Genomic DNA, 24,346 nt, shown 5'->3' on the forward strand with positions numbered 1-24,346 from the left:
CCCCGGATCGGCCGGGGTCACCTTTTTTTATGATTGTTCTTGCTCTTGTTTCAGTTTCTCTTTTTCTTTACGTTCTTTTTCGTAATGTTCTTCAGCTAACTTGTCGACTTCTTTCTTCAGTTCATCGACCATGATTTCTTCAGGTACTTTACGTATAATTTCCCCATGACGGAATAGTAGACCTTCTCCGCGTGCGCCGGCAATACCGATGTCTGCTTCTCTAGCTTCACCTGGACCATTTACAGCGCAGCCGAGCACAGCTACTTTAATGGGTGCTTTAATGGTTTGGATATATTCTTCAACCTCATTAGCGATAGAGATCAAGTCAATCTCAATCCGCCCACAAGTCGGACAGGAAATTAGAGTCGCGGCGTTCGATGCAAGACCGAATGATTTAAGAAGTTCTTTCGCTACTTTCACCTCTTCTACAGGGTCAGCACTCAAGCTGATTCGTACAGTACTACCAATTCCTTTACTTAAGATGGCTCCTAATCCTGCAGCACTTTTTACTGTACCTGCGAAAAGGGTCCCTGATTCAGTGATCCCCAAATGAATCGGATAGTTGAAGGCTGCCGCAGCTTTTTCATAAGCTTCGATAGCCAATTTCACATCAGAAGCTTTAAGGGATACGATGATATCGTGGAAATCAAGATCCTCAAGGATTTTAATATGATGCAAGGCACTCTCAACCATTCCATCTGCGGTTGGATAACCGTATTTTTCAAGGATATGGCGCTCAAGTGAACCAGCATTGACTCCGATTCGGATTGGGATGCCCTTTGCCTTTGCCGCTTTCACGACTTCTTCGACTTTTTCGCGTTTCCCGATGTTCCCAGGGTTAATACGAATTTTGTCTGCTCCACCTTCAATGGCTTTCAAAGCTTTTTTATAATCGAAGTGGATATCAACGACCAAAGGAATGTTGATGCGTTTTTTAATTTCAGGAATGGCGTCAGCAGCTCGATCATCCGGGCAAGCCACTCGGACGATTTGACAGCCTGCTTCCTCCAGTCGCTTGATTTCGGCGACTGTTGCTTCTACATCGTGTGTTTTGGTAGTGGTCATAGATTGAATAACAACCTCATCAGATCCACCTATCGTAACGTCACCGACTCTTACGGGACGAGTATCTTTTCTGTGCGTAATTGCCATTAATATCGCTCCTTTGTATATTCACAAAAAGGTATGCAAGATGAATTCCAATCTTCATTATAAGGGCTATTTTTATAAATGAGAAGTCAGGAACCTTAAATATGCACATTTGTAAGTTAAATTTGTGTAAACTCATAAATGTTGCCATCATTATATCATGGGATGATTGGAGAAAAAATAATTGGACTTCTGAAACAAAAGTACATCTTAAAACGTACATATAGTAATTAAGGAGAGGATGTGAACCATCATGTTTACTTATGATTGGATCGCTTTATTTATTACTTTTCTCGGGACTATGTTTCTAATTGGTGAACTACTCGTTAACATGCGTGGAGTGTTCGCTATCATCGGCTTCGGCTTTATAACTGTCTATTTCTCTGGTTATTTAGAGACTGAAATGTTTATCGTCATGATGCTCGTATATTTTCTGGGAATTATTCTTATGATCATTGACGGAAAACTGTTAAATGATGGGACTCTTGCGATCATTGGGGCTGTGACGATGATTATTGCCGTCGGCTTCAGCGCACCTAATTGGGTAGCAGGTTTGTACAGTGTTATTGGGGTTATTTTAGGCGGAGCTGCATCTTTGTTGTTCCTGAAAGTTTTCAAACAAAGAAAGATGTGGTCGAAAATGGCTCTTAATGACCAACTGACCTCAGAAATGGGGTACAATTCCATGAATGAAAAGTACCAGTACTTACTTGACCAACAAGGAGAAGCTCTTACAGACATGAGACCTGTAGGGACGATAAAAATAGAGGAAGAAGAATACAGCGCTGTTTCAAATGGTCAGTGGATCACCTGCGGCGATAAAATTAAGGTTGTGAAAGTAGATGGTACAAAAATCCTAGTCAAGAAGTTGTGAAATTACCAAACCTTAATACATTATTAACAATCCCTTAACACTCTGTCGTCATACTTTGTTTGTGCAATCAATCAAAGAGATGGAGTGTTTATTTTATGAAAAGAAGGATACGCCTCAAACCGAGGGCATCGAAAATGCGATGGCCGCAAATCAACTTGCAGATAAGGTTGACAGCTATCGTTTGTGCCCTTGTGCTAATTTCAGTTTCTATGATTGGTTTCTTTTCTTATACGAAGGCTGAGGAAAATCAAATGAATCTTGTTCAAGACCGTCTTGAGCGTGAGTTATTAATGGCTCAAGATGTGGCTGAGCAATTAATGTATGCTTTTGTCGGAGATCAGGAAGAATTCTCAAAGCGCATGGAAGGGTATTCGAACGCACAACAAGCGCAAATCCAACAAGATGGTTTATCATCTGAAGCTTATCTTATAAACAAAAAAGGTGCCTATACTTACCCGGCAATGGACCAAGCTCCTCTTCCTGAGTCACTTGTGCAGCAATTCCTGAATACAGAGAACAGCACAGAAACCATACAATTGGATGGTGAAAGCTACGTATTATCCTATGCGCCGGTCCAAGAGCTGCAAGGAATTTATGTCCTTGGAGTACCGGAGAAAGATTTTATGAGTGGCGTGCGCGAAATGGCTATGTACACCGTGTTATTAGGAATCATTACCGTCCTGGTCATTGGTGTAGTTGTTTATTTTATTGTCGGGAAGATTGTTCATCCAGTGAAACAGATGCAGCGTGTCATGAAACAAGCAAGAGATGGGATCTTGTGTGATGCGAGTTCCATTAAAACGAGTCTCCCTGAGATTCAGTCGTTGAGAAAAAGCTATGAAGAACTTATACATAAAATTGCGGATATCCTGTTTTCCCTTCAAGGCGCTGTCGATCAACTTGAAAAGGGTGGAAAACAGATGGATGATTCCTCCAGGGAGTTGAAGCTTGTTCATCAGGATCTTAGCAGAAGTGTGGATCATGTCCAGGAGGAAAGTGATCGAACTTCAGAATACATGGATAATCAAAAAGAAGTTTTCGATGAAATAAACAAGGTGTTCGGTCAATTGCATGAAACATTGGAAGCTCTTTTTGGTGAGCAGGAGAGAATGAATGAAGCGGTTCATTCAGGAAATGGCGGTGTGGAACAGGTCGAACAATCTTTTCACAGCCTTAGAAAAGAAATTCAGGGGATGACATCAAAAATCGAGTCTTTTCAAAATTACATGTTGAACATCCAGGATTCGGGCACCAAAATACAAGATATTGCAGAGCAGACGAGAATGCTTGCATTGAATGCCTCCATTGAAGCTGCCCGTGCTGGAGAGCATGGAAAAGGATTTGCCGTCGTTGCACAGGAGGTCAGAAAACTTGCTGACCGATCCAGAACAGCTGCTGTGGATATTGAACAACGGATGCAGCAGGTCATGTCGCTTGGAGGAGATCTTTCCACACAGTTTGACCAAATGGAAACGGAAATACAGGAAAGACAACTTCAAATGGATATATCAAAGGATGCTTTCAGAAATTTATCTGAAGGAATGAGCTCGTTTAATATACAATTAGAGTCCACGAAACATCAGTTGAAAGAAGGCAAAGAGGTTATGCCCCGTATGGAAAGTGTAATCGAAGGTATGAAAAAGGTTACCTCAAACCAGTCTCTTTCTACAGGGGAGTTAGTGGAAACTTCTAACCGGCAACAAATGACGATGCAAACCTTTGATGCATTTACTGCTGACTTGATTGGACTTACTCAAGAGCTTTCTCTTATTATCTCAGCGAATCAATTTGAAAATGAAGAAGTCGCAGAGGAACAATCCCGAGAGGTTGAAAGTGAGGTAAAAGAGGATGTTTCTACAATAAAAGATAAGGCTTCATAAAAGGTCCTCCAAAAGGGCCTTTTTTTATCGGAAAATTCCAATAACACACCACAGTTATGTTAATATTATGCGAATGTAAATTTAATGTTAAGATTCATGAATTGTCTTTACAAAAGTTTTTTCCATGGTTAATATGAGTGAGGTTGTTTTAAAAAAGAGAAAAATGATGAAACTTGGATGAAGAAAGGGTGGAGAACATGGAAATCGATGTGCAACAGATGATATTTGAATTCATCGGTGGACTCGGTATCTTTCTATTTGGATTGAAGTATATGGCGGACGGGTTGCAACGTTCTGCCGGGGATCGTTTGAGGGAACTTCTAGACCGATTTACAAGCAATCCATTTATGGGTGTTATTGCAGGTACAGTCGTTACAATTTTGGTGCAAAGTAGTAGTACGACAACCGTATTGACGGTAGGACTAGTTAATGCGGGTTTCATGACCTTTAGACAAGCGATTGGTGTTATCATGGGGGCCAACATTGGGACAACCATGACAGCATTTATTATTGGTATAGATATTAAGGAATATGGATTGCCTATCCTTGCTGTAGGTGCATTTTTACTATTCTTTTTCAAAAGTAAGAAAGTGGCGAGCCTTGGTCAGACTGTTTTCGGTTTAGGCTCTCTGTTCTTTGGACTTGAAGTAATGAGTGGAGGAGTAAAGCCACTTCGATCATTACAGGCTTTTCAAGATTTGACGGTGAGTATGAGTGATAACCCGATTCTGGGTGTTATTGTAGGTACCTTATTTACAGTTATCGTCCAAAGCTCCAGTGCAACAATTGGAATCTTGCAGACGTTGTTGGGAGAAGGACTTGTCGATCTACAAGCAGCCATTCCTGTATTGTTTGGTGATAACATTGGTACAACGATTACGGCTGTTCTTGCATCCATCGGTGCAAGTGTAGGGGCGAAGCGTGCTGCTTTTGCTCACGTTATATTTAACGTGCTAGGTGCTACAGTATTCCTGATTTTACTCGTTCCATTCGAGAGGTATGTGAACTGGTTACAAACCTCAATGGATCTTGAGCCTGAAATGACCATTGCATTTGCGCATGGTTCATTTAACATTGCTAATACAATTGTTCAATTTCCGTTTATTGCAGTACTCGCATGGATTGTCATTAAGTTGGTACCAGGGAAGGATTCAGAAATTGATCACAAACCGCAGCATTTGGATCCGATCTTTATTGAACAATCTCCATCCCTTGCTTTAGACCAAGCAAAAGAAGAAGTTGTTCGTATGGGTGAATATGCTTATAAAGGTCTTGAAGAAACAAGCCTTTATTTGAACAATAAACAGCAAAAACACTCTGAACTTGCAATGCAGATTGAAGACGCTTTGAACAACCTTGATCGTAAAATTACGGATTATCTCGTTGATCTTTCTCAAGCTTCTCTTTCTGATGAGGAAAGTCATAAGCACTCTGCGCTCATGGATTCTGTTAGAGATTTAGAGCGTATTGGTGACCACTTTGAGAATATCATTGAGCTGATCGATTATAAAAACTCAAATAAAGTGAACCTTACTCCTCAGGCTATCGAGGACTTGAATACAATGTTTGACCTTACGCTAATGACCGTTAAGCAGGCGACAAGATCTCTTGAAACAATGAGCCGCGAAGAAGCATTGGCCGTTGTTCAAAAAGAGAATGAATTGGATCGCATGGAACGTAGTTATCGTAAGAAACACATCATCCGTTTAAACGAAGGTGTATGCACAGGGCAAGCAGGAATTGTATTCGTAGACATGATCAGCAACTTAGAACGTATCGGTGACCATGCCGTAAACATTGCTGAGGAAGTTTTGGGTGAAAAAGAAAGTTTATAATGTGAAAAAGGCGGCTGCCAAAGCCGTCTTTTTTTTGGATAAGCAACTTGAAATGTCAGGAAAGAAATGGAGAGTTATTATAGAAAGCTTGGTATCGAGATGAGAGCTTTAAATCAGTCACTTTTTATAGTCTTACACGCTCGCTTTTCTCGGAACGGCTACTTCCACATAAGGGAGGCGATGTGAAAGAATGTTCCATACATTATTTTTTATTCAAAAAACCCTTGAAAGGAAAAGGAGGGCGTGATATATTATTTTTGTCGCTGATTTGAAAGAGAAAAAAACAGTTGACGCCTTGAATAGAAAATGTTATATTATTAAAGTCGCTCACAAGCGATATTAATTGGCGGTGTAGCTCAGCTGGCTAGAGCGTACGGTTCATACCCGTGAGGTCGTGGGTTCGATTCCCTCCACCGCCACCAAACATACATAATTGAAAAACGTGGCGGTTGTGGCGAAGTGGTTAACGCACCGGATTGTGATTCCGGCATTCGTGGGTTCGATTCCCATCAACCGCCCCATGTGGACCCTTAGCTCAGCTGGTTAGAGCTATCGGCTCATAACCGATCGGTCGCAGGTTCGAGTCCTGCAGGGTCCACCACATCATGTTACGGAGGAGTACCCAAGTTTGGCTGAAGGGAGCGGTCTTGAAAACCGCCAGGGGCTTTACGGCCCGCGGGGGTTCGAATCCCTCCTCCTCCGCCATCATACATACTCAACGAAATAACATGATAGCACAGACCATTTTCAAAATAAGATGTAGCAAAAGTAGAAAAATTTTTTATTTCACATGGCTCGGTAGCTCAGTCGGTAGAGCAACGGACTGAAAATCCGTGTGTCGGCGGTTCGATTCCGTCCCGAGCCACTCTTTTTAAACAATCAAGTGATGCTTGGTTGTTTTTTTATGTTTTAAAATTTTCTTTCAGGGAATTCTTAATATCGTGATGCAAAACATTTGCTAATCAAAATTCCGTTTGATAATGTAAAATGTGAAGCGTAATGCTTCGGTTTTACATATTAATTTAAAGGAGGAGTTACATTATGGCTAAATTTGAACTACCAGAACTACCTTATGCTTATGATGCACTAGAACCTACTATTGATAAGGAAACAATGAACATCCACCATACGAAGCACCACAACGGATATGTGACAAAGCTTAACAATGCACTTGAAGGACATGCAGATCTTCAAGACAAGTCCTTGGAAGAGCTTCTTTCCAATAATCTTTCTGTTGTACCGGAAGATATCCGCACAGCGGTGCGCCGAAACGGTGGCGGCCACGCAAACCACAGCCTTTTCTGGACAATCATGTCTCCGAATGGTGGCGGTGAACCAACAGGTGACCTTGCTACGAAAATCAATGATACATTCGGTGGTCTCGATCAATTCAAAGAAAAATTTGAAGAAACGGCAAAAGGCCGCTTCGGATCTGGTTGGGCTTGGTTAGTAGTCAATAATGGTGACCTTGAAGTAATCGATACTCTTAACCAAGATTCTCCGATTATGGAAGGCAAAACTCCAATCTTAGGTCTTGATGTTTGGGAGCATGCGTACTACCTAAATTATCAAAACCGTCGTCCTGATTACGTTTCTGCATTCTGGAACGTTGTAAATTGGGATGAAGTGGCTAAGCGCTTCGACGCAGCTAAATAATTGAAAAATTACGGAGAGGCATGGATATGAATCCATGCCTCTCTTTTTGTATATCTCCTTTTGTTCTGAAAACACTAAAGGTGAACACAAAGGAGACATGGATATGGTGAGTAAGCTGCGTGTGTGGCTCAGCCACGAAAATGTATCAAAAGATTTATTGCTGTTACTTCTCATTGGAGGCTTATACTCTCTCGGTATATTCCTATCCAGTACATTTGTGAACATATACTTATGGAAACAATCCAATAGCTACATTGACATAGCTCTATATAATTTAGCCATCTATGTATTACAACCATTGACTTTCATTTTAGCGGGCAAATGCGCGAAGCGAATAGATCGTGTAATCGTATTGAGAACTGGTGTGACTGTTCTCTCTTTGTTTTTTTTAACTGTGCTACTTGTTGGTGAACGGGCAGCTACGTTCAATATTATGCTCGGATCACTATTGGGTGTAGGTTATGGCTTTTATTGGCTTGCTTACAATGTTTTGACCTTTGAAATTACCGAACCAGATACTCGTGATTTTTTCAATGGATTTCTTGGTGTGCTGCAATCTCTTGGTGGAATGACCGGTCCATTACTTGCCGGCTATATCATTTCCAGATTAAATAATTTTACTGGATACACCGTGATTTTCACAATTTCCTTCGGATTGTTCATTATTGCTGTTCTTGTGAGTTTTGGTTTATCAAGAAGGAAAGCTAAAGGGAATTTCTCCTTCCGCAGAATTGTATCAGAGAGAAAAAACAACTCAAACTGGAGACGCATATTGAACGCTCATGTGTCGCAGGGCTTTAGAGAGGGGACCTTCTTATTTGCTGTCTCCATCTGGATTTTCTTGATGACTGAAGATGAGTTATCTTTAGGTGTTTTCAACTTGGTGTATTCAGGTTTTTCTTTTCTCTTTTACTTTCTTGTCAGTCGTTGGGTTAAACCCAGGCGAAGGAAGAAGGCCATTTTCATATCAGGATTGGCTTTATATTTGAGTGTATTAATTTTACTATTCAGTGATACGATGGCTCTCCTGCTTATTTATGCAGGAATTGCAGGAGTGTTTTTCCCTATGCTCTATGTGCCGTATATTTCTTTGACTTATGATGTGATAGGGAAATCATGGAATGCTGCCGAAATGCGTATCGAGTATATTGTAGTCAGGGAGATTTTTCTTAATTTCGGAAGGGTGTTATCGATTGTGATCTTCCTCTTTGCAATTACCCTTATTTCTCCGGAAACTGGAATCCCATATATCCTGTTGATTGTCGGAGGCGGTCATTTCTTTATCTACTTCTTTGTGAAGGGAATAGACACACAGTGCACAGAATCGTCACATAATTGAAACCAATAACCCATGAGCTTCTTCTATTCTTAGGTGTATAAAAAATGCTATAATGAATGAAGCATGATAAGAAGGAGAGGAGTTCATGGGAAAGAAGCACAAAAATAAATCCAAGCATAAGTCACACCTTTCTTTCCGATTGAACGTGGTGTTTTTTGTTGTATTCCTAATATTCGCTGGAATTATACTCCAGCTCGGGGTCGTTCAAATTCTAAATGGGGAAGAGGCCCAGGAAGAAATTGACCGTACAGAAAACACAACGACCAGCATACCAGTACCGAGGGGAGAAATGTATGATCGGTATGGCCGTGTAGTGGTTGATAACCAACCTTTGTACTCGATTACCTACACACCACCAAAAGGTGTTCAGCCGAAAGACAAGCTCCAATTAGCTGAAGAAATATCTAAGTATATAGATATGGAGTATGAAGGGAAGTTAACGGATAGAGACCTTAAGGAGTACTTCTTTCTTCAAAACCAGGAAGAAGTAACGGCCCGTATTGAAAATGAAGACACGTCAGAATTAGATAATGGTGAAGTCTATCAACTTCAATTAGATAGCATTAAACAAGGTGAAATTGCCGGCTATGATAACCAAACGAAAGAAATCATAGCCATCAAGAAGGAATTAGATAAAGCATATGCTCTTGCACCTCACGTTCTGAAGAACACAGATATATCTGAAAGGGAATATTCTGTCGTAGCCGAACACCTAGCTGAGTTACCTGGGATCAATGTGACATCAGATTGGGAGCGTACATATCCGTACGAATCTACTTTCCGCAGCTATATTGGCAGTATCACATCGAAAGAACAAGGTGTACCGAGAGATCAACTTGATTATTTCATGTCGCTGGATTACAGCCGTAACGACCGTGTGGGAACAAGTGGGCTAGAGCAAGAGTATGAGGATGTTCTGAGAGGCAAGAAAGAAAAAGTACAATACGAAACCGATAAGAATAACCAGGTAATTAATTCAAGAGTTATTCGTGAAGGGCAGAAAGGAAAAGACCTCGTTCTCACGATTGATATGGAGTTGCAGGAAAGAGTGAATAAGATTGTTCAGGAGGAGCTGGAAGCAGCGATTCGCGAGGCTCCTGGTCCAAATAGACACCTGGAAAATGCCGTGGCGGTCGTTTCTGACCCAAATACAGGTGAAATACTAGCTATTACAGGTCAAACCTATAATAGAACTCCTGAAGAAGGAGAATCCAGATTCTCAGACACCTCTCACCAGGCGCTTTATAATTCCTATATGCCTGGATCCATAGTAAAAGGAGCTACTGTTCTGACTGGATTACACGAAGGGGCTGTGACACCTAATACTTGGATCAATGATAGACCTATTACAATTGCTCAAGGGCAAAAAGGTTCCTACACGAATAATATAGGTACAGTCAATGATATTGCAGCTCTTCAACAATCATCGAACGTGTATATGTACTTCCTTGCGATGTATTTGGGAGGGGAGTATAGTAACAATTATGATATGAACTCACTTTCATTAAGAGCAGGCACGTTTGACAATTTCATTTATAATTTTAACCAGCTCGGACTTGGTGCTAAAACGGGGATAGATTTTCCGTATGAAGGCTTAGGGTTTACAGGCGAACCTCAGAACCCTGGACACATCTTGGACTTCTCTATCGGCCAATTCAGCACCTACACACCAATGCAGTTAAATCAATATGTCTCCACCATAGCAAACGGTGGTGACCGAATGCAGCCTAGATTGGTTAAAAGTATTCACGAGCCGTCGCTTGAAACTGGGTTAGGTCCTATATATAAGGATTACAGTCCGCAGGTATTGAACCAGATTGAGATGGACCACTCTTATATTGAAAGAGTCCAGGAAGGGTTCAGGCAAGTCGCTCAAACGGATCAGGGAACGGCCAGCCATGTGTTCTCTAAAGAACCTTATGCTAAATATAAAATGGCTGTAAAAACAGGAACAGCACAATCAGTTAAAGCAGTCTTTGATGAAAATGGTGAAAGAACAACTTATAAAAATCTATTAAATAAAACTCTGGTTGGATACGCACCTTCGGATGATCCGGAAATTGCTTTTTCCATTGTCTCTCCTTATTTAGGAGAAGAGGCATCAAGCACATTTAATATAAGTAATAATATTGGTGCTCGCATTGGACAAGCATATTTTGAATTGAAAGAGGAACGGAAAGAGAACGGAATTACCACGAATAATTCAACTGAAGAAGCAGAAACTGAGGAGTGATACGACTTGTATCACTCCATTTTTTATATTAACAGAAGAATCGAGTGTATGATCTAACCATAAAGGGGGGCTATTCAACAAAAAACGCCAATTTACAAAACCTTTACGTTTGGTTCATATGTCATTAAAACTCTCTCGTTAATATATAAAATGTGAGTTGGCCAAGCCGTCAAACACAAAACCTAAACACATAAATAGGGGGAGAAAGAAATGAAAAACTTTAAAAGTTTAGCACTAATGCTTATGTTCATCCTAGTGCTGGGAGTACTAGCAGCTTGTGGAGGATCCGAAGAGGAGCCGGCAGCTGAAGAAGACACAAACGGTGAAGGATCTGAGGAAGTTTCCGGACCAATTGCTATTGATGGATCTTCTACTGTATTCCCAATCATGGAAAACTTGACTTACACTTACAATCAGGAAAACCCTGATGTGAATGTAACAGTGAACTCTTCAGGTTCCGGCGGTGGATTCAAAAAATCTACAGCAGGTGAAATTGATCTAAGTAACGCTTCTCGTCCTATTAAAGAAGAAGAAATGGCAACTGCTGAAGAAAACGACATTCAATTAGAAGAACTAGAGCTTGCATATGATGGTCTTTCTGTTGTTGTTAGTCAACAAAACGATTTTGTTGAAGAATTGACAATTGAGCAACTGAAACAAATCTTCCTTGAGTCTTCAGACGCTACTATGTGGTCTGATATCAATCCAGAGTGGCCGGAAGAGGAAATCAAAATCTTCAGCCCTGGGCATGATTCCGGTACATTCGACTACTTCAACGAAGTAATCCTTGAAGAAGAACCAATGAAAGAAGGTTCTAACACTACACTTTCTGAAGATGACAACGTACTTGTTCGCGGTATTGAAAATGATCCAAATGCGATCGGATTCTTCGGATATGCTTACTATGCTGAAAACGAAGATGTATTGAAAGTTCTTGGAATTTCTGAAGGTGGAAACGAAGCTGTAAAACCAAACCCTGAAACAATTCAAGATGGTTCTTACACACCACTTTCCCGTCCGCTATTCACTTACGTAAACGTAAATGCTTATAAAGAAAAAGCACAAGTTCGTGATTTCGTTGAGTACACTTTGAACAATGCTGGAAAAGCTGCTGAAGAAGTAGGGTATGTAGCACTTCCTGAAGACAAGTATCAAGAGCAACTTGAAACAGCTAAAAGCTGGGCAGAGTAATTGATTTGAAAACCTAACAAGGAAGGTGAGACTTAATTTGGAGTCTCACCTTGCCTTATGGATGAGAGGAGTTTTTAACATGGACAAGGGGTTACAATCAGAGGGAAAAATGATTGACGTCCAACAAATGATTGAAAGGAATAAGAACAAGAAAAGTTTCGGGGAAAGAATAGAGAAAATCATTCCTTTTTTCTTGCTTCTTTGTGCTGCAGTTAGTGTCTTAACAACTGTAGGGATATTGTTTACCTTGTTGAGAGAGTCTATTGGCTTCTTTTCCAATGTGTCCTTAATTGATTTTTATACAGGAACAAGTTGGTCACCATGGTCTGGTGAGTATGGAGTTGCTCCATTGATTGGTGGTACGTTACTCATTACTTTGATCGCCACTCTTGTAGCTGTACCTTTGGGACTTATGTCTGCCATATTTTTGAGTGAATATGCAAATGATAAAGTAAGACGCGTCATTAAACCTGTTCTTGAAGTATTAGCAGGAATCCCGACGGTCGTTTATGGTTATTTCGCTTTAACGTTCATTACACCAATGTTTCAAGCTTTCATTCCTGATTTAGGAATTTTCAACGCGCTGAGTGGTGGTTTTGTAGTCGGTATTATGATTATTCCAATGGTTGCATCCCTTTCTGAAGATGCAATGAACTCTGTTCCTAACGCTTTACGAGAAGGAGCTTACGGATTAGGTGCTACAAAATTAGAAGTAGTATTCAAGGTTGTCCTACCTGCCGCACTTTCTGGAATCGTTGCATCCATCGTTCTGGCGATTTCAAGAGCGATCGGAGAAACAATGATTGTAACGATTGCTGCAGGAGCAACACCTAATCTGACGTTCAATCCGACAGAATCCATCCAAACCATGACTGCTTTCATTGTACAGGCAGCCACAGGGGATACCACTTTCGGATCTACCATTTACTACAGTTTGTATGCAGTAGGAATGACATTGTTTGTTTTCACGCTTGTCATGAACCTTATTGCTCAGTACATTTCTGGTAAGTTCAGGGAGGAATATTGATGCTTGGTCAAAATGAACAAAATATCAAGAAACGTATGGAAGGGAGAGTAGCCATCAACAAAATCCTAATGGTGTTGTTTGGTCTGGCTACTGCAGTGGGGTTAGTCTTTCTAGTCTTACTTTTTTATCGTGTATTGACTCAAGGAATTGGTTATTTAAGTCTTGATTATATTATGAGCTTTCCAGCCCCATATCCAGAAAAAGCCGGTATTTACGCTGGGTTAATCGGTTCAGTATTCTTAATGATTATCGTTGCGATTTTCTCAGTTATCATAGGTGTAGCAACTGCGATCTATTTAGAAGAATATGCACCAAAAAATAAGTTTACGGACTTTATCAGAGTGAATATCCAAAACTTAGCAGGTGTACCTTCCATTGTATTCGGTCTACTTGGTTTGACATTCTTCGTTTATATGTTTAATTTCGGGTATACACTCATTGCGGGTGGATTGACAATGGCTTTGTTGATTCTTCCAGTTATTGTAGTAGCTGCTCAAGAAGCTGTGCGTTCCGTTCCAGCCGAAATCAAGGAAGCATCCTATGGTATGGGAGCTTCTAAGTGGCAAACGATCGCACGTGTGATAATGCCAGCTGCTATTCCGGGTATTCTTACTGGTGCAATTATCGCTTTGTCTCGTGCCATTGGTGAGACGGCTCCACTAATCATCGTAGGTGCCGCTACTGCGATCTACACGTTACCAGATTCATTATTAGCTAAATACACGGTTATGCCGATCCAGATCTATAACTGGACAGGTAGACCTCAAGAAGAATGGCAGTACGTTGCAGGAGCAGGAATTATAGTACTATTAGCTGTTTTACTACTCATGAATTCAATTGCTGTCTTAATCAGAAACAAATATCAACGTCGTCTTTAATTAGGATGAGGAGGGTTTCAACATGAATAAAGTAATGGAAGAGAAAACAAATAAAAATGTAAATCAAGGGACAAAGAAGCCTGAGGTAAAAAAAGAGGGAATCAAAAAAGAGAACGCCAATAGTATTATCGAAGTCAATGATTTGAACTTATGGTATGGTTCAGACCAAGCGTTATATGAAGTAAGCATGGATGTACCAGAAAAACAGGTAACGGCAATTATCGGACCTTCTGGTTGTGGAAAGTCTACTTTCTTAAAAACACTAAACCGCATGGTAGAAATGATACCAATCGTTAAAACTTCTGGATCAATTAAGTATCGTGATCAGGAAATCTTCAGCAGTAAATATAAAGAGGAATACCTTCGTACGAAGGTAGGAATGGTTTTCCAAAAACCAAACCCATTCCCTAAAAGTGTTTATGATAACGTTGCTTATGGACCAAGAATCCATGGCATTAAAAAGAAAGAAGTATTAGATCAAATCGTTGAGAAAAGCTTAAAGGGTGCTGCTATCTGGGATGAGCTGAAAGATCGCCTCCACGAGAATGCATACGGTCTTTCTGGAGGACAGCAACAGCGTGTATGTATCGCTCGTGCTTTAGCGGTTGAACCGGATGTGATCTTAATGGATGAACCGACTTCAGCATTAGACCCGATCTCTACAGCGAAAGTAGAAGAGCTTGTTCAAGAGTTAAAAGAAAAATACAGCATTATCATTGTTACACACAACATGCAGCAGGCCGCGCGTATTTCAGATAAAACGGCTTTCTTCTTAAATGGAGAATTAATTGAGTTCGCTGACACAGATGACTTGTTCCAAAACCCTCACGATAAGCGAACAGAGGACTATATCACTGGACGCTTCGGTTAATATTTACAGGGGGGATTTCTATGTCAATCCGTGTTCACTTCGAAGAAGAACTCGAAGACTTAAAGCAACAAATTAAAGAGTTAGCTCATGATACGAAAGATTCACTTGACCAAGCGATTTATGTCCTGTATCAAAGGGACGTTGAGGCTGCAAAAAAAATTCTCGAAGATGATGCAGTTATCGATCGTAAGGAAGAAAAGATAAACGATGATGCTATTTTAATGCTGGCGAAGCAACAGCCGGTAGCAAGGGATCTGAGAAGAATCATTATTGCGATTAAAATATCCAGCGATTTGGAGCGTATGGCCGATCACTCGACCAATATTGCAAAGGCGACGATTCATTTAGGTGAAGATCATGGGATTGATATTGATCCTGAATTGCGTGAAATGGCTGTCCTAGCCATGGATATGGTGGATTTGGCGATTAAATCCTTTGAGTATGAAGATATATCGCTAGCAAAAAAACTTGCTGAAATGGATGACGTTGTAGATAAAAAATATGGTTCAATTGTAAAAGAAATGCTGGAATTGACGGCGATTAACCCAGAACAAATCCAGCACATTATGCAGATGGCTTATGTAGCCAGGTATATTGAGAGGTTCGCTGATCATATTACAAACATCGGTGAGAGTATCTTTTATCTGGTGAAGGGAAGAACTTATGATCTAAATAAGTAAAAGAAGGAAAGACATGAATCGATTTTTCGATTCATGTCTTTTTTGTTTCCGGTTTTATTATCAATAAAGAAGATTAGATATCATGTGGTAAAGACATAATGGTGCAATATGGATCATGAATCATGCCAATGATAAAAGGAGAAAATAAAAAAACCGCATGAGAGCGGTTTTTTTACTTAGATGTAATAGCTTCAGCAATTTCTTGTAGAGACATTCCTGAATTTAGTGTAGCCTGACCAATCTGTATATAGCGGCTGTAATCATTTTCTTTCATGAAAGTTTCAAACTCGTAAGCATCCTCAATGATATTAGCCTGTATTAATTTTCTGCTGATTTCATCTGTAGTAGTACCCGAGACAATGTCAATAGAAAAAGTGGTTACAGGCTCCTTAATAGGGGGAGGAGGCGACGCCTTTTTATTATTCTTTTCCTGCATAGACTTCCACTCATCTATTGTTACCGTTCGATACCCTTCACTTTCGAGCTGTTCAATCAATTCATCCGTTTTATATTCTTCTTTCGAGGCTGTTTTGGGTGTAGCATCTATATTCCAATAGGATATAGCAAACACAAGAGTAGCTGTAAGTAATCCTAGGGCATAGGATCGTATCCATTGTGTCATGTTTGAACACCACCGCTTTTTTGCTGTTGGATCATCGAATGGACATCATGCTCACTCAAGTTCGTTTGTTTTGCTATGTAATGGGTTTTATAGCCTTTTTGATACATGGATATAACAGTATCGATTAAGGGAAGGCTTTGCCGGCTTTGAGGGGGTTCCACTTTCCGCGGGGGCTGTTTCATAATTTCCTGAGTTAAATCTTCAGCCAGAAGCTCTTCTTCTAAGACCTTCATTTTCTTTTTGAGCTGGTAGTTGCTTTGCATCATTGTCATGTTAATCTGTTCGACTTGGTTTTCAAGTTCTTTCATTCGATCATTCATGAAATATGAAAGAACGAAAAGGCCAATGCCAACTGCAGCCAATGTACCAATCACATAAATCAATCTGTATCACTCCTTTGGTTGTCCACATTTATTTATATCATAGAATTAGATGCGTGACTATGGGATATTTCACCGTTTTTAGGTCAATAACTACTTGAAAGGTTTACGCGTTTTTGGTATTATGTATTAGTCTGATAATGTGAATGAGACAGTGAATAGCTTTTATGATTAGGAGGAATAATAATGCGCGTAAACATTACACTTGCATGCACCGAAACTGGTGACCGCAATTATATTAGCACAAAAAACAAGCGTAAAAACCCAGAGCGTCTAGAGCTTATGAAATATAGCCCACGCGTAGGGAAGCACACGCTTCACCGTGAAACAAAGTAAGCAGTAGGATTATTTCCTACTGTTTTTTTTATATCTAAAGCTCTGCCGTGTCCTGGTCGTCTATGAATTGTTGAACAGAGATTTGAAAAGGAGGAGCGGGAAATGGAAAAGAACGAACTACGGTTCAAAGGAAAAAAGATCCTCCAGGATATAAGTGTGAAGGAGAAACTCCATATTGAGGGAAAAATGCATGAGAGTTTGTTCAAGAGTGAAATATGGAAGTTAGCCGATGTGGTGGGTGTTACGTTATCTCAAACGCATGAATGGTCTACAGAACCGATCATCGAAGAAGGGTGGCGGTCCGGGAAGAAGATTGTCGTACCTAAATGTATTCCAGAGAGTAGAGAGATGAAGTTTTACCATTTGGAGAAGTATGATCAGTTGGAAAGAGTTTATTTCGGTTTAAGAGAACCTAAGCCCGAGCAATCAGCAGTTGTGAGCAAAAACGATATTGATTTACTACTTGTACCAGGGTTATTGTTTGATGAAAAAGGATACAGAATAGGGTATGGTGGAGGGTATTTTGATCGATTTATTGAAGGTTTTCGGGGGAAGACTTTGATGATTGCTTCCGAGCGACAAAAATACTCACCACTTCCTTTGGAAGAATATGATCAGAGAGTGGAATTTATCCTTACAGAAACCGGCATCCGATCTACATACAATCTCTAACTGAGATGATGTCACAAAACATTCAATCATTGTGAAGTGTTGAGCAATCTTATGAGTTATAATGAGGTTAGATTCTATTGAGGAGGGATTGGGTTGGAACATGTAAATCGAGTGGCATTAATCGGTACAGGTGCCGTGGGTTCGAGCTATGCGTTCGCTTTATTGAATCAGGGAGTGGCAGATGAATTGGTCATGATTGATTTGAACAAGGAGAAATCAGAAGGCGATGCCATGGACTTAAATCATGGTCTTGCCTTTGCGCCTGCAAACAAGAAGATATGGTTTGGGGATTATGCCGATTGTGAGAGCGCTGATCTTGTCGTTATTACAGCAGGAGCGAATCAGAAACCAGGCGAAACAAGGCTGGACTTGCTTGAGAAGAATACAGCCATCTTTAAGTCCATTGTTGATTCTGTTATGAAAAGTGGTTTTGATGGGATTTTCCTTGTAGCCACAAACCCTGTTGATATTTTGACTTACATGACGTGGAAGTTTTCCGGTCTTCCCACTGAACGTGTCATCGGGTCAGGTACAATCCTGGATACAGCTCGATTACGTTTCAAACTAAGTGAGTATTTTAATATCGATACCCGTAATGTCCATGCGTACATTATGGGTGAGCACGGAGACTCTGAGCTCCCGGTTTGGAGTCACGCAAATGTAGCGGGCCGCTCTGTGTTTGATCGTATTAAAGACCACCCTCATTTGTATGATGTAAAAGACCTTGAAGGTATTTTTGAACAGGTCAGGGATGCAGCCTATCACATTATCGAACGTAAAGGAGCTACCCATTATGGAATTGCAATGGGGCTTGTTCGGTTAACGAAAGCAATTCTTCACAATGAGAACGCCGTTTTAACTGTATCCGGTTATTTACAGGGACAGTATGGCATGGCTGACCTATATATAGGTGTGCCTGCCATTGTAAATCGCAAAGGAATCCAAGAAATCATTGAATTGAACCTCGATCAGGACGAACGGGACAAATTTCACGCGAGTGCTTCCTTATTAAAAGAGGCGATGGAACCTGTTATTCATAACAACGTGTATAAGGATGACGACTCAGGCGAAAAATAAGTTCACCTAACCATAGAAGAGGTGGATGAGATGCGTCAATTTTTCAGGTGGGTCATGATCATCGGCTCGGTTATAGCAACGGTTTATAAATACCGTTACAAAGCGTTGGACTTCGTTACGAAGGTCCCTTTCCTTCGTAAGCTCCTTGTCCGGTTGTCCATGAACATTCCTTGGATTCGGCAGAAATTTCTTTCTCAAATGTTTCGTGGGCTATGAATATAATGAGCTGTCAGGGTATGATTCCTGGCAGCTTTTTTAATGCTTTCAATTAGCTCCGTAACAAAGGGGCATGATATGATGTAGGTGTTATTGAGGGGGTTGCAACGTGTTTATTGAACAAGAGTATTATTTATGGAAACTTACCTATGACTTGGTTGTATCACAAGATTTTCAAGTGCTTAATATAAGTGCAGAGCGCGGAGAAGTTTGGCTTGAGAAAGAACAGGATTGGCAAACTCATGTCGTCCGTTTAACTCATAAACAAGTCAATTGGAAAAATGAGCTGCGGAGAGATCTGGAAAAATCCTATCGGCAGTTGTCTCAAAATAAAAAATTATTTCGTGGCGGCAAAGTCCAATTCCACGTTGTGTATATTTCGGAATACCCTCCTGTGGAAGAGTGGGAAAATGTAGAAAACGACATCTCTTCACAAAAAAATCCAATTTTTCTTTACTATATGGATGACGAAAACAAAGCAATAGAAAAGAAAAAGTTTTATGATACCTTTGAATTAGATGAGCCTCTCATTGATCAACAGGTTAGTGAAGCAGAAATGGAGGCTATGCTTCCCTATTTGAAGCATCAGCTTGTAAAGAAACAGCAAGATCAAAGAAAACAAATCATGTCGATCTTTGATTATGGCAAACCTCGAATGACCTACTTTTTACTCGCTGTCAACGTATTGATTTTTCTCTATATTGAATGGGTAGGTGATAGTACATCTGTTGAAACCCTCATCCAGTACGGTGCGAAATTCAATCCAGCAATAATGGAAGGGGAATGGTGGCGAATTGCTACATCCATGTTTCTGCATATAGGAATTCTCCATCTTTTTATGAATATGTTTGCCCTCTATTACTTAGGCACAGCCGTTGAAAAATTGTATGGAACATGGCGTTTTACATGGATTTATTTACTTTCGGGTTTATTTGGTGGTGTGGCGAGTTTTATGCTGAATCCTCATGTGGCAGCTGGAGCATCAGGGGCCATTTTCGGGTTGTTTGGGGCGCTCTTGTTTTTTGGTGTCCAGCATAAACAGTTGTTTTTCCGAACCATGGGTTGGAACCTCATATTTATCGTCATCCTCAATATTTCATTCGGACTGCTCGTTCCACAAATTGATAATGGAGCACATATCGGAGGAATGGTCGGAGGTTTTATTGCAACTGCGGCTGTACGTATGCCTAAACAGATGAACAGGTTCAAACAGCTGGCTGCTCTTGTTGTCTTTTTATTACTTATCTCAAGCATGGCGTATACAGGCTATGTGGGGCTATTCAATGATGCGAAAGGGTTTAGCGAGGTACAAAAGACACAGGAGCTAAATCAATCGGGGGCCTATGATGAAGTGATTGCAATCACGAGTGAAGCCTTGGATAATCCCGGTCAATATGAAGCTGCTCTGCGTTTCAACAGGTCGTTTGCGTATTTACAAAAAGGTGAGACGACTGCAGCCAGAAAAGATTTACTCCGAGTTATAGAACTCTCACCTAATATGGCAGAAGCTCATTACAATTTAGCCCTCCTCTATCAACAAGTGGGAGAAGAAGAGAAAGCGGCTGACCATGCGGAACGAGCCGCTGACATTAACCCTGATCAAAAAGACTTTAAAGAGCTATATGAAAACCTCCGTTAATATGACTGAATGAGGCGATGTTTTTTTCCAGTATCATCCTCATACAGGACAATTAAATGTTTACCTTTTTTATCAAAGAGAATAAGAGGAATATAACTTTGAATCGGGTGGGAAGATTTTGTATCACTTATGCCCAGCACATAGTTTTTATACAAACCTTCCCATAGTTGTCCTTTTATTCTCTCTGAGTCATCCTCATTCGTTCCAGGTAGCGGCTTGTCTTTATAATCAGCTAGATCAGTCAAAGGGACGAGAGTGTAATCTTCTTTGTTGATGCCATAATACGTCAGCAGTTCCTCCCATTGCACTTCCAGTTGTTGCTGGATGGAATGGTTGAGTCTCTTTTTCCATTCTTCCTCCTCCTGATTTGCTGGTTCTTTGAATGCGGTCCGCTTAGAATGAGGGGAATCAATGACGTAAAGCTCGTCCTTCGAACTTGCCTGTATGCTTTTTATCGGTCCACTATCTTCATGTATTTCCCCATGATGAAAAGAGATGGCCTGATATTTCTGACTATCTTCCCCGTGAAGAGACGTTTCCTTATTGATCTTTGATGTATTTTCCTCCCACTTGCTCACTACACCTTTTAGTCGTCCATTTACATATAAAAGGGAGACATCCTGTCTCAAGTACATGGCTTTATCACTCTCAGAAAACATGTTCCATAGGATTTCATACTCGTCCTCGTCTTCTTCAGCAGCAAAATTCAAGGAAGTTCCGTACGATCGAAAATCACTACCCTCGTCCAAAGGAAAATATTTGATGACCGCTTCTTCATTGAAGTATTGAGTATAAATTGCGATGAATATGGCTAAGGCCAATGGACCAAGTACCCAATGTACCCACACTTTTCTCAAACCATCATCTCCTCATACATCCTCTCTGCATAGGTGATCTATAGTTCAGGATATGTTCCGTTTTCGAAGGACATGCGTATTATCCTGCCTCTTCCTTGTGTATGAATAATTGGATTTGGAAGAAACTATGCGAAGAAGGTTAAGAGGAGGGTGCGTTTTGGAAGAACAACGCTTATTTGATAGTTATGAAAAAAATGTATCGTATCTCAAAGATCGGCTTGGAGTGGAAGAAAGCTTTGATATGGTTCATCTCGATCTTGTCTACGCCGGTAGAGGTATGTCCTTATTCCTTGTAGACGGCTTTGTAAAAGATGATATTCTTCACTATTTAATGAAGCTCCTCTCAAGATTAGACCCTGATCAACTAGACCCGGACCCTCTTGAAAAGTTATTAAAAACCCATCTTCCTTATGTGGAGTTAGAGAAGAAAAAAGATTTGAATGCAGCTGCGGATTGGGTGTTGGCAGGTCCTACAGCACTGGTCGTCGAAGGCGTCGATGAAATTATTATGATTGATGCTCGTACTTATCCTGTCCGTGGGCTTCAGGAGCCTGATCTTGAAAGGGTAGTTAGAGGATCGAGAGATGGATTTGTAGAGACGATTATCTTTAATACGGCTTTAACGAGAAGAAGGATCAGAGACCGTTCGTTGAGAATGGAATATTTACAAGTCGGACGCCGGTCATTGACGGATGTGTGTATTTGTTATGTCAAGGATATTGCTGATTCCGATCGTGTCGAAGAATTGAAGAAAGTATTGCAGGATATTGATACGGATGCGCTCCCTATGGCAGAAAAGACTATTGATGAATATATCAGCGGTCGTTATTGGAACCCTTATCCAGTTATTCGGTACACGGAACGTCCTGATACAGCAGCTGCCCACCTTTATGAGGGGCATATTCTTGTCATTATTGACGGATCCCCAAGTGTCATGATTACTCCATCAACCTTTTGGCATCATCTTCAACATGCAGAGGAATATAGGCAAAAGCCGTTGGTAGGTGCGTATTTGCGTGCCGTTCGCTTTTTTGCTTTCTTTGCCTCCATTTTCATTTTGCCTCTGTATTTTCTTTTTTCTAAAAGGCCGGATTTGCTTCCTGAAGCTCTTGCATTTATTGGACCTACCGACACGGGAACGCTTCCGCTCATCGTCCAGTTTTTAATCGCGGAAATAGGCATAGATATGCTGCGTATGGCAGCCATCCATACCCCCTCTACGCTGGGCACCGCTCTCGGTTTAGTGGCTGCAATATTAATTGGTCAAGTAGCAGTAGAGGTTGGTCTGTTTTCAAGCGAAGTCGTTTTATATTTGGCTCTTGCTGCTATTGGTACGTTTGCTACTCCTAGTTACGAATTTGGACTTGCTGATCGAATAACAAGACTTGTGCTGCTTCTGGTTACGGGTTTATTCGGATTAAAAGGGTATGTGTTGGGAGTAACACTGTGGCTCCTCTACATTTCCAGCATGAAGTCTTTCAAAACGCCGTACCTGTGGCCATTTCTACCTTTTTCATGGAAACCGTTAAGAGATGTGCTGCTTCGTTCTCCGATTCCTTTAAAAAACAGGAGACCGGCATTTTTGCACCCAGATGACCCTGATCGTTAAGTGATCAGGGTTTTTACGTTTTCAAGTCTTAAAGGTATTGGTATAATGAATGGTGGTGATGAAGAATGAAAACGATTTATGACATTCAGCAATACTTAAAAAAATTCGGAACGATCATTTACATAGGTGACAGGCTGGCCGATCTAGAGATGATGGAGGAGGAAGTTAGGGAGTTGTACCAAGCCCAATGTATGCCTTCAGAAGACTATCAAATGGCTATCCTGCTTTTAAGAAGTGAAATCGCGAAACAAAAGGATCGTCAAACAGGGGAGGAAAAGCGATGAGTCAATATTATGTCGGCGCAGACATCGGTGGAACAACAGTGAAATTGGCTATTATTAAGGAAAACGGTACAATTACGAAAAAATGGGAAATTCCAACCAATACAGACAATAAGGGAGAAGCCATTCCTTCTGATATCGCAGCGTCCATTTCAAACACTCTTAAAGAAGAGAACATTGATCCAAGTATGGTGGTAGGGATTGGCGCAGGAGCTCCAGGGTTCGTCGATACCACGACAGGTTATATTCATGAAGCCGTGAATATCGGTTGGAAAGATTTTGACTTCGGAAACCTTCTTGCAGACTTGACAGGAATGGATGTATGGGTAGATAACGATGCTAATTTGGCTGCTTTAGGTGAAAATTGGCTGGGTGCCGGAGCAGGGTGTACGGAACTGATTGCGGTTACCCTTGGTACTGGTGTAGGTGGTGGCATTATTGCAAATGGCCAGATCCTTAATGGAGCTAATGGGACAGCAGCCGAACTCGGACATGTCACCGTAGTACCTAATGGAGGAGCTCCTTGTAACTGTGGAAAGACCGGGTGTCTTGAGACCGTTTCTTCAGCGACAGGTATTGTTAGAAAAGCAAAAGAAGCAGCGGAACAACACAGTGAATCTAAACTGAATAGGTATATAAATGAGGGAACGTTGACATCCAAAGATGTATTCGAAGCATCAAAGGCTGGCGATGAGGCAGCAAGTGCTGTGATTTCAGAGATTACAGATGTACTCGGAATGGCAATAGCAAACATGGCCATTGCGATCAATCCAGAAAAAATCGTGGTCGGTGGCGGAGTATCCAAAGCGGGAGATTTGCTGCTTGATCCCCTGGAAAAAGCTTACCGGAAATATGCTTTACCGAGAACAGCTGAAGCATCGAGCTTTGGCATAGCTGAATTAGGTAATGATGCCGGTGTGATTGGTGGAGCATTCTTAGTTAAAAAGAATAAATAAAAATTGGAGCCTCGAGGCTCCAATTTTTTTGTGGGCACATGTATAAAATTTGTAAAAATATTTTAATCGCTAGGACTTCTTTTTATCA

23 protein-coding genes and 5 tRNA genes are annotated in these 24,346 nt (G+C 40.8%); 24 read left to right on the forward strand and 4 right to left on the reverse strand.

Annotation, left to right across the window (positions count from 1 at the left end):
• Positions 1 to 27: 27 nt before the first annotated feature.
• Positions 28 to 1,152, reverse strand: coding sequence for a flavodoxin-dependent (E)-4-hydroxy-3-methylbut-2-enyl-diphosphate synthase (ispG, locus tag HFA01_RS01555; protein ID WP_146812831.1), 1,125 nt, complete (start codon positions 1,150 to 1,152; stop codon positions 28 to 30).
• A 250-nt stretch (positions 1,153 to 1,402) separates the two neighbouring features.
• Here ispG and HFA01_RS01560 point away from each other — a divergent pair, with 250 nt between their 5' ends.
• From HFA01_RS01560 to phoU, 16 genes are all read left to right on the forward strand, one after another.
• Positions 1,403 to 2,023, forward strand: coding sequence for an NfeD family protein (locus HFA01_RS01560; RefSeq protein ID WP_146812832.1), 621 nt, complete (start codon positions 1,403 to 1,405; stop codon positions 2,021 to 2,023).
• Positions 2,024 to 2,118: 95 nt separating this feature from the next.
• On the forward strand, positions 2,119 to 3,903 hold the full coding sequence (locus HFA01_RS01565; protein ID WP_146812833.1) for a methyl-accepting chemotaxis protein: 1,785 nt from the start codon (positions 2,119 to 2,121) through the stop codon (positions 3,901 to 3,903).
• A 197-nt stretch (positions 3,904 to 4,100) separates the two neighbouring features.
• Positions 4,101 to 5,738, forward strand: coding sequence for a Na/Pi cotransporter family protein (locus HFA01_RS01570; RefSeq protein ID WP_146812834.1), 1,638 nt, complete (start codon positions 4,101 to 4,103; stop codon positions 5,736 to 5,738).
• 345 nt (positions 5,739 to 6,083) lie between these two features.
• A tRNA-Met gene (locus tag HFA01_RS01575) sits at positions 6,084 to 6,160 on the forward strand.
• Between the two features lie 23 nt (positions 6,161 to 6,183).
• Positions 6,184 to 6,259 (forward strand) — tRNA-His (locus HFA01_RS01580).
• A gap of 3 nt (positions 6,260 to 6,262) precedes the next feature.
• Positions 6,263 to 6,339, forward strand: a tRNA-Ile gene (locus HFA01_RS01585).
• Positions 6,340 to 6,350: 11 nt separating this feature from the next.
• Positions 6,351 to 6,443, forward strand: a tRNA-Ser gene (locus tag HFA01_RS01590).
• Between the two features lie 87 nt (positions 6,444 to 6,530).
• Positions 6,531 to 6,603: transfer RNA gene (locus tag HFA01_RS01595), tRNA-Phe, on the forward strand.
• A 176-nt stretch (positions 6,604 to 6,779) separates the two neighbouring features.
• A complete protein-coding gene (locus tag HFA01_RS01600) occupies positions 6,780 to 7,394 on the forward strand; it encodes a superoxide dismutase (RefSeq protein ID WP_146812835.1) in 615 nt (204 codons plus the stop codon).
• A gap of 103 nt (positions 7,395 to 7,497) precedes the next feature.
• Positions 7,498 to 8,733 (forward strand): MFS transporter, encoded by a 1,236-nt coding sequence (locus HFA01_RS01605; RefSeq protein WP_146812836.1) that lies wholly within the window; start codon positions 7,498 to 7,500, stop codon positions 8,731 to 8,733.
• A gap of 85 nt (positions 8,734 to 8,818) precedes the next feature.
• Positions 8,819 to 10,966, forward strand: a complete 2,148-nt coding sequence (locus HFA01_RS01610; RefSeq protein ID WP_146812837.1) for a peptidoglycan D,D-transpeptidase FtsI family protein — start codon at positions 8,819 to 8,821, stop codon at positions 10,964 to 10,966.
• Between the two features lie 210 nt (positions 10,967 to 11,176).
• The gene (locus tag HFA01_RS01615) at positions 11,177 to 12,157 is read left to right on the forward strand and encodes a PstS family phosphate ABC transporter substrate-binding protein (protein ID WP_146812838.1); all 981 of its coding nucleotides are present in this window, start codon (positions 11,177 to 11,179) and stop codon (positions 12,155 to 12,157) included.
• A 79-nt stretch (positions 12,158 to 12,236) separates the two neighbouring features.
• The gene (gene pstC, locus HFA01_RS01620) at positions 12,237 to 13,184 is read left to right on the forward strand and encodes a phosphate ABC transporter permease subunit PstC (RefSeq protein ID WP_146812839.1); all 948 of its coding nucleotides are present in this window, start codon (positions 12,237 to 12,239) and stop codon (positions 13,182 to 13,184) included.
• Complete coding sequence (gene pstA, locus HFA01_RS01625) at positions 13,184 to 14,062, forward strand: phosphate ABC transporter permease PstA (protein WP_146812840.1); 879 nt, start codon at positions 13,184 to 13,186, stop codon at positions 14,060 to 14,062. Before pstC ends, pstA begins: the two co-directional genes overlap by 1 nt.
• Before the next feature lie 22 nt (positions 14,063 to 14,084).
• Positions 14,085 to 14,933, forward strand: a complete 849-nt coding sequence (pstB, locus tag HFA01_RS01630; RefSeq protein ID WP_146812841.1) for a phosphate ABC transporter ATP-binding protein PstB — start codon at positions 14,085 to 14,087, stop codon at positions 14,931 to 14,933.
• Positions 14,934 to 14,953: 20 nt separating this feature from the next.
• On the forward strand, positions 14,954 to 15,613 hold the full coding sequence (gene phoU / locus HFA01_RS01635) for a phosphate signaling complex protein PhoU (protein ID WP_146812842.1): 660 nt from the start codon (positions 14,954 to 14,956) through the stop codon (positions 15,611 to 15,613).
• Positions 15,614 to 15,785: 172 nt separating this feature from the next.
• Here the strand turns inward: phoU and HFA01_RS01640 are convergent, their stop codons facing one another.
• Together HFA01_RS01640 and HFA01_RS19045 are read right to left on the reverse strand one after the other, a co-directional pair.
• Complete coding sequence (locus HFA01_RS01640) at positions 15,786 to 16,235, reverse strand: endolytic transglycosylase MltG (protein ID WP_146812843.1); 450 nt, start codon at positions 16,233 to 16,235, stop codon at positions 15,786 to 15,788.
• Positions 16,232 to 16,618, reverse strand: coding sequence for a hypothetical protein (locus HFA01_RS19045; protein WP_246139238.1), 387 nt, complete (start codon positions 16,616 to 16,618; stop codon positions 16,232 to 16,234). The genes HFA01_RS01640 and HFA01_RS19045 overlap by 4 nt, the downstream gene beginning before the upstream one ends.
• 183 nt (positions 16,619 to 16,801) lie before the next feature.
• Between HFA01_RS19045 and rpmG the strand changes: the two genes are divergently transcribed.
• The 5 genes from rpmG (at position 16,802) to HFA01_RS01670 (ending at position 20,555) form a co-directional block, all read left to right on the forward strand.
• Entirely contained in the window at positions 16,802 to 16,951 is a 150-nt protein-coding gene (rpmG, locus tag HFA01_RS01650) for a 50S ribosomal protein L33 (protein ID WP_035509116.1), read from the forward strand.
• Positions 16,952 to 17,053: 102 nt separating this feature from the next.
• Positions 17,054 to 17,623 (forward strand): 5-formyltetrahydrofolate cyclo-ligase, encoded by a 570-nt coding sequence (locus HFA01_RS01655; RefSeq protein ID WP_146812844.1) that lies wholly within the window; start codon positions 17,054 to 17,056, stop codon positions 17,621 to 17,623.
• Between the two features lie 93 nt (positions 17,624 to 17,716).
• Positions 17,717 to 18,700, forward strand: a complete 984-nt coding sequence (locus HFA01_RS01660) for an L-lactate dehydrogenase (RefSeq protein ID WP_146812845.1) — start codon at positions 17,717 to 17,719, stop codon at positions 18,698 to 18,700.
• Positions 18,701 to 18,730: 30 nt separating this feature from the next.
• On the forward strand, positions 18,731 to 18,916 hold the full coding sequence (gene yqgO / locus HFA01_RS01665) for a protein YqgO (RefSeq protein WP_146812846.1): 186 nt from the start codon (positions 18,731 to 18,733) through the stop codon (positions 18,914 to 18,916).
• Positions 18,917 to 19,025: 109 nt separating this feature from the next.
• Positions 19,026 to 20,555 carry a rhomboid family intramembrane serine protease gene (locus HFA01_RS01670; RefSeq protein ID WP_146812847.1) on the forward strand — a complete coding sequence of 510 codons (1,530 nt, stop codon included), beginning with the start codon at positions 19,026 to 19,028 and terminating at the stop codon, positions 20,553 to 20,555.
• Here the strand turns inward: HFA01_RS01670 and HFA01_RS01675 are convergent.
• Positions 20,552 to 21,403, reverse strand: a complete 852-nt coding sequence (locus HFA01_RS01675; RefSeq protein WP_246139242.1) for a hypothetical protein — start codon at positions 21,401 to 21,403, stop codon at positions 20,552 to 20,554. The two genes, HFA01_RS01670 and HFA01_RS01675, sit on opposite strands and share 4 nt — an antisense overlap.
• Before the next feature lie 136 nt (positions 21,404 to 21,539).
• Here HFA01_RS01675 and HFA01_RS01680 point away from each other — a divergent pair, with 136 nt between their 5' ends.
• The 3 genes from HFA01_RS01680 (at position 21,540) to HFA01_RS01690 (ending at position 24,258) form a co-directional block, all read left to right on the forward strand.
• A complete protein-coding gene (locus HFA01_RS01680) occupies positions 21,540 to 23,021 on the forward strand; it encodes a spore germination protein (RefSeq protein WP_146812849.1) in 1,482 nt (493 codons plus the stop codon).
• A gap of 65 nt (positions 23,022 to 23,086) precedes the next feature.
• Positions 23,087 to 23,305: a YqgQ family protein gene (locus tag HFA01_RS01685; protein WP_146812850.1), complete on the forward strand. Its 219-nt coding sequence runs from the start codon at positions 23,087 to 23,089 to the stop codon at positions 23,303 to 23,305.
• Positions 23,302 to 24,258, forward strand: coding sequence for an ROK family glucokinase (locus tag HFA01_RS01690; protein WP_146812851.1), 957 nt, complete (start codon positions 23,302 to 23,304; stop codon positions 24,256 to 24,258). Before HFA01_RS01685 ends, HFA01_RS01690 begins: the two co-directional genes overlap by 4 nt.
• Positions 24,259 to 24,346: the final 88 nt, after the last annotated feature.

Source organism: Halobacillus faecis, from assembly GCF_007991335.1.
Lineage (GTDB): Bacteria > Bacillota > Bacilli > Bacillales > Halobacillaceae > Halobacillus > Halobacillus faecis.

Coding starts and splice junctions, on each gene's coding strand:
- pstC (WP_146812839.1), top strand. CDS start 12,237: ATGGACAAGGGGTTACAATCAGAGGGAAAAATGATTGACGTCCAACAA.
- HFA01_RS01560 (WP_146812832.1), top strand. CDS start 1,403: ATGTTTACTTATGATTGGATCGCTTTATTTATTACTTTTCTCGGGACT.
- HFA01_RS01680 (WP_146812849.1), top strand. CDS start 21,540: ATGCGAAGAAGGTTAAGAGGAGGGTGCGTTTTGGAAGAACAACGCTTA.
- pstB (WP_146812841.1), top strand. CDS start 14,085: ATGAATAAAGTAATGGAAGAGAAAACAAATAAAAATGTAAATCAAGGG.
- HFA01_RS01685 (WP_146812850.1), top strand. CDS start 23,087: ATGAAAACGATTTATGACATTCAGCAATACTTAAAAAAATTCGGAACG.
- phoU (WP_146812842.1), top strand. CDS start 14,954: ATGTCAATCCGTGTTCACTTCGAAGAAGAACTCGAAGACTTAAAGCAA.
- yqgO (WP_146812846.1), top strand. CDS start 18,731: ATGCGTCAATTTTTCAGGTGGGTCATGATCATCGGCTCGGTTATAGCA.
- HFA01_RS01640 (WP_146812843.1), bottom strand. CDS start 16,235: ATGACACAATGGATACGATCCTATGCCCTAGGATTACTTACAGCTACT.
- HFA01_RS01655 (WP_146812844.1), top strand. CDS start 17,054: ATGGAAAAGAACGAACTACGGTTCAAAGGAAAAAAGATCCTCCAGGAT.
- HFA01_RS01610 (WP_146812837.1), top strand. CDS start 8,819: ATGGGAAAGAAGCACAAAAATAAATCCAAGCATAAGTCACACCTTTCT.
- HFA01_RS01690 (WP_146812851.1), top strand. CDS start 23,302: ATGAGTCAATATTATGTCGGCGCAGACATCGGTGGAACAACAGTGAAA.
- rpmG (WP_035509116.1), top strand. CDS start 16,802: ATGCGCGTAAACATTACACTTGCATGCACCGAAACTGGTGACCGCAAT.
- HFA01_RS01565 (WP_146812833.1), top strand. CDS start 2,119: ATGAAAAGAAGGATACGCCTCAAACCGAGGGCATCGAAAATGCGATGG.
- ispG (WP_146812831.1), bottom strand. CDS start 1,152: ATGGCAATTACGCACAGAAAAGATACTCGTCCCGTAAGAGTCGGTGAC.
- pstA (WP_146812840.1), top strand. CDS start 13,184: ATGCTTGGTCAAAATGAACAAAATATCAAGAAACGTATGGAAGGGAGA.
- HFA01_RS01605 (WP_146812836.1), top strand. CDS start 7,498: ATGGTGAGTAAGCTGCGTGTGTGGCTCAGCCACGAAAATGTATCAAAA.
- HFA01_RS01600 (WP_146812835.1), top strand. CDS start 6,780: ATGGCTAAATTTGAACTACCAGAACTACCTTATGCTTATGATGCACTA.
- HFA01_RS01615 (WP_146812838.1), top strand. CDS start 11,177: ATGAAAAACTTTAAAAGTTTAGCACTAATGCTTATGTTCATCCTAGTG.
- HFA01_RS01570 (WP_146812834.1), top strand. CDS start 4,101: ATGGAAATCGATGTGCAACAGATGATATTTGAATTCATCGGTGGACTC.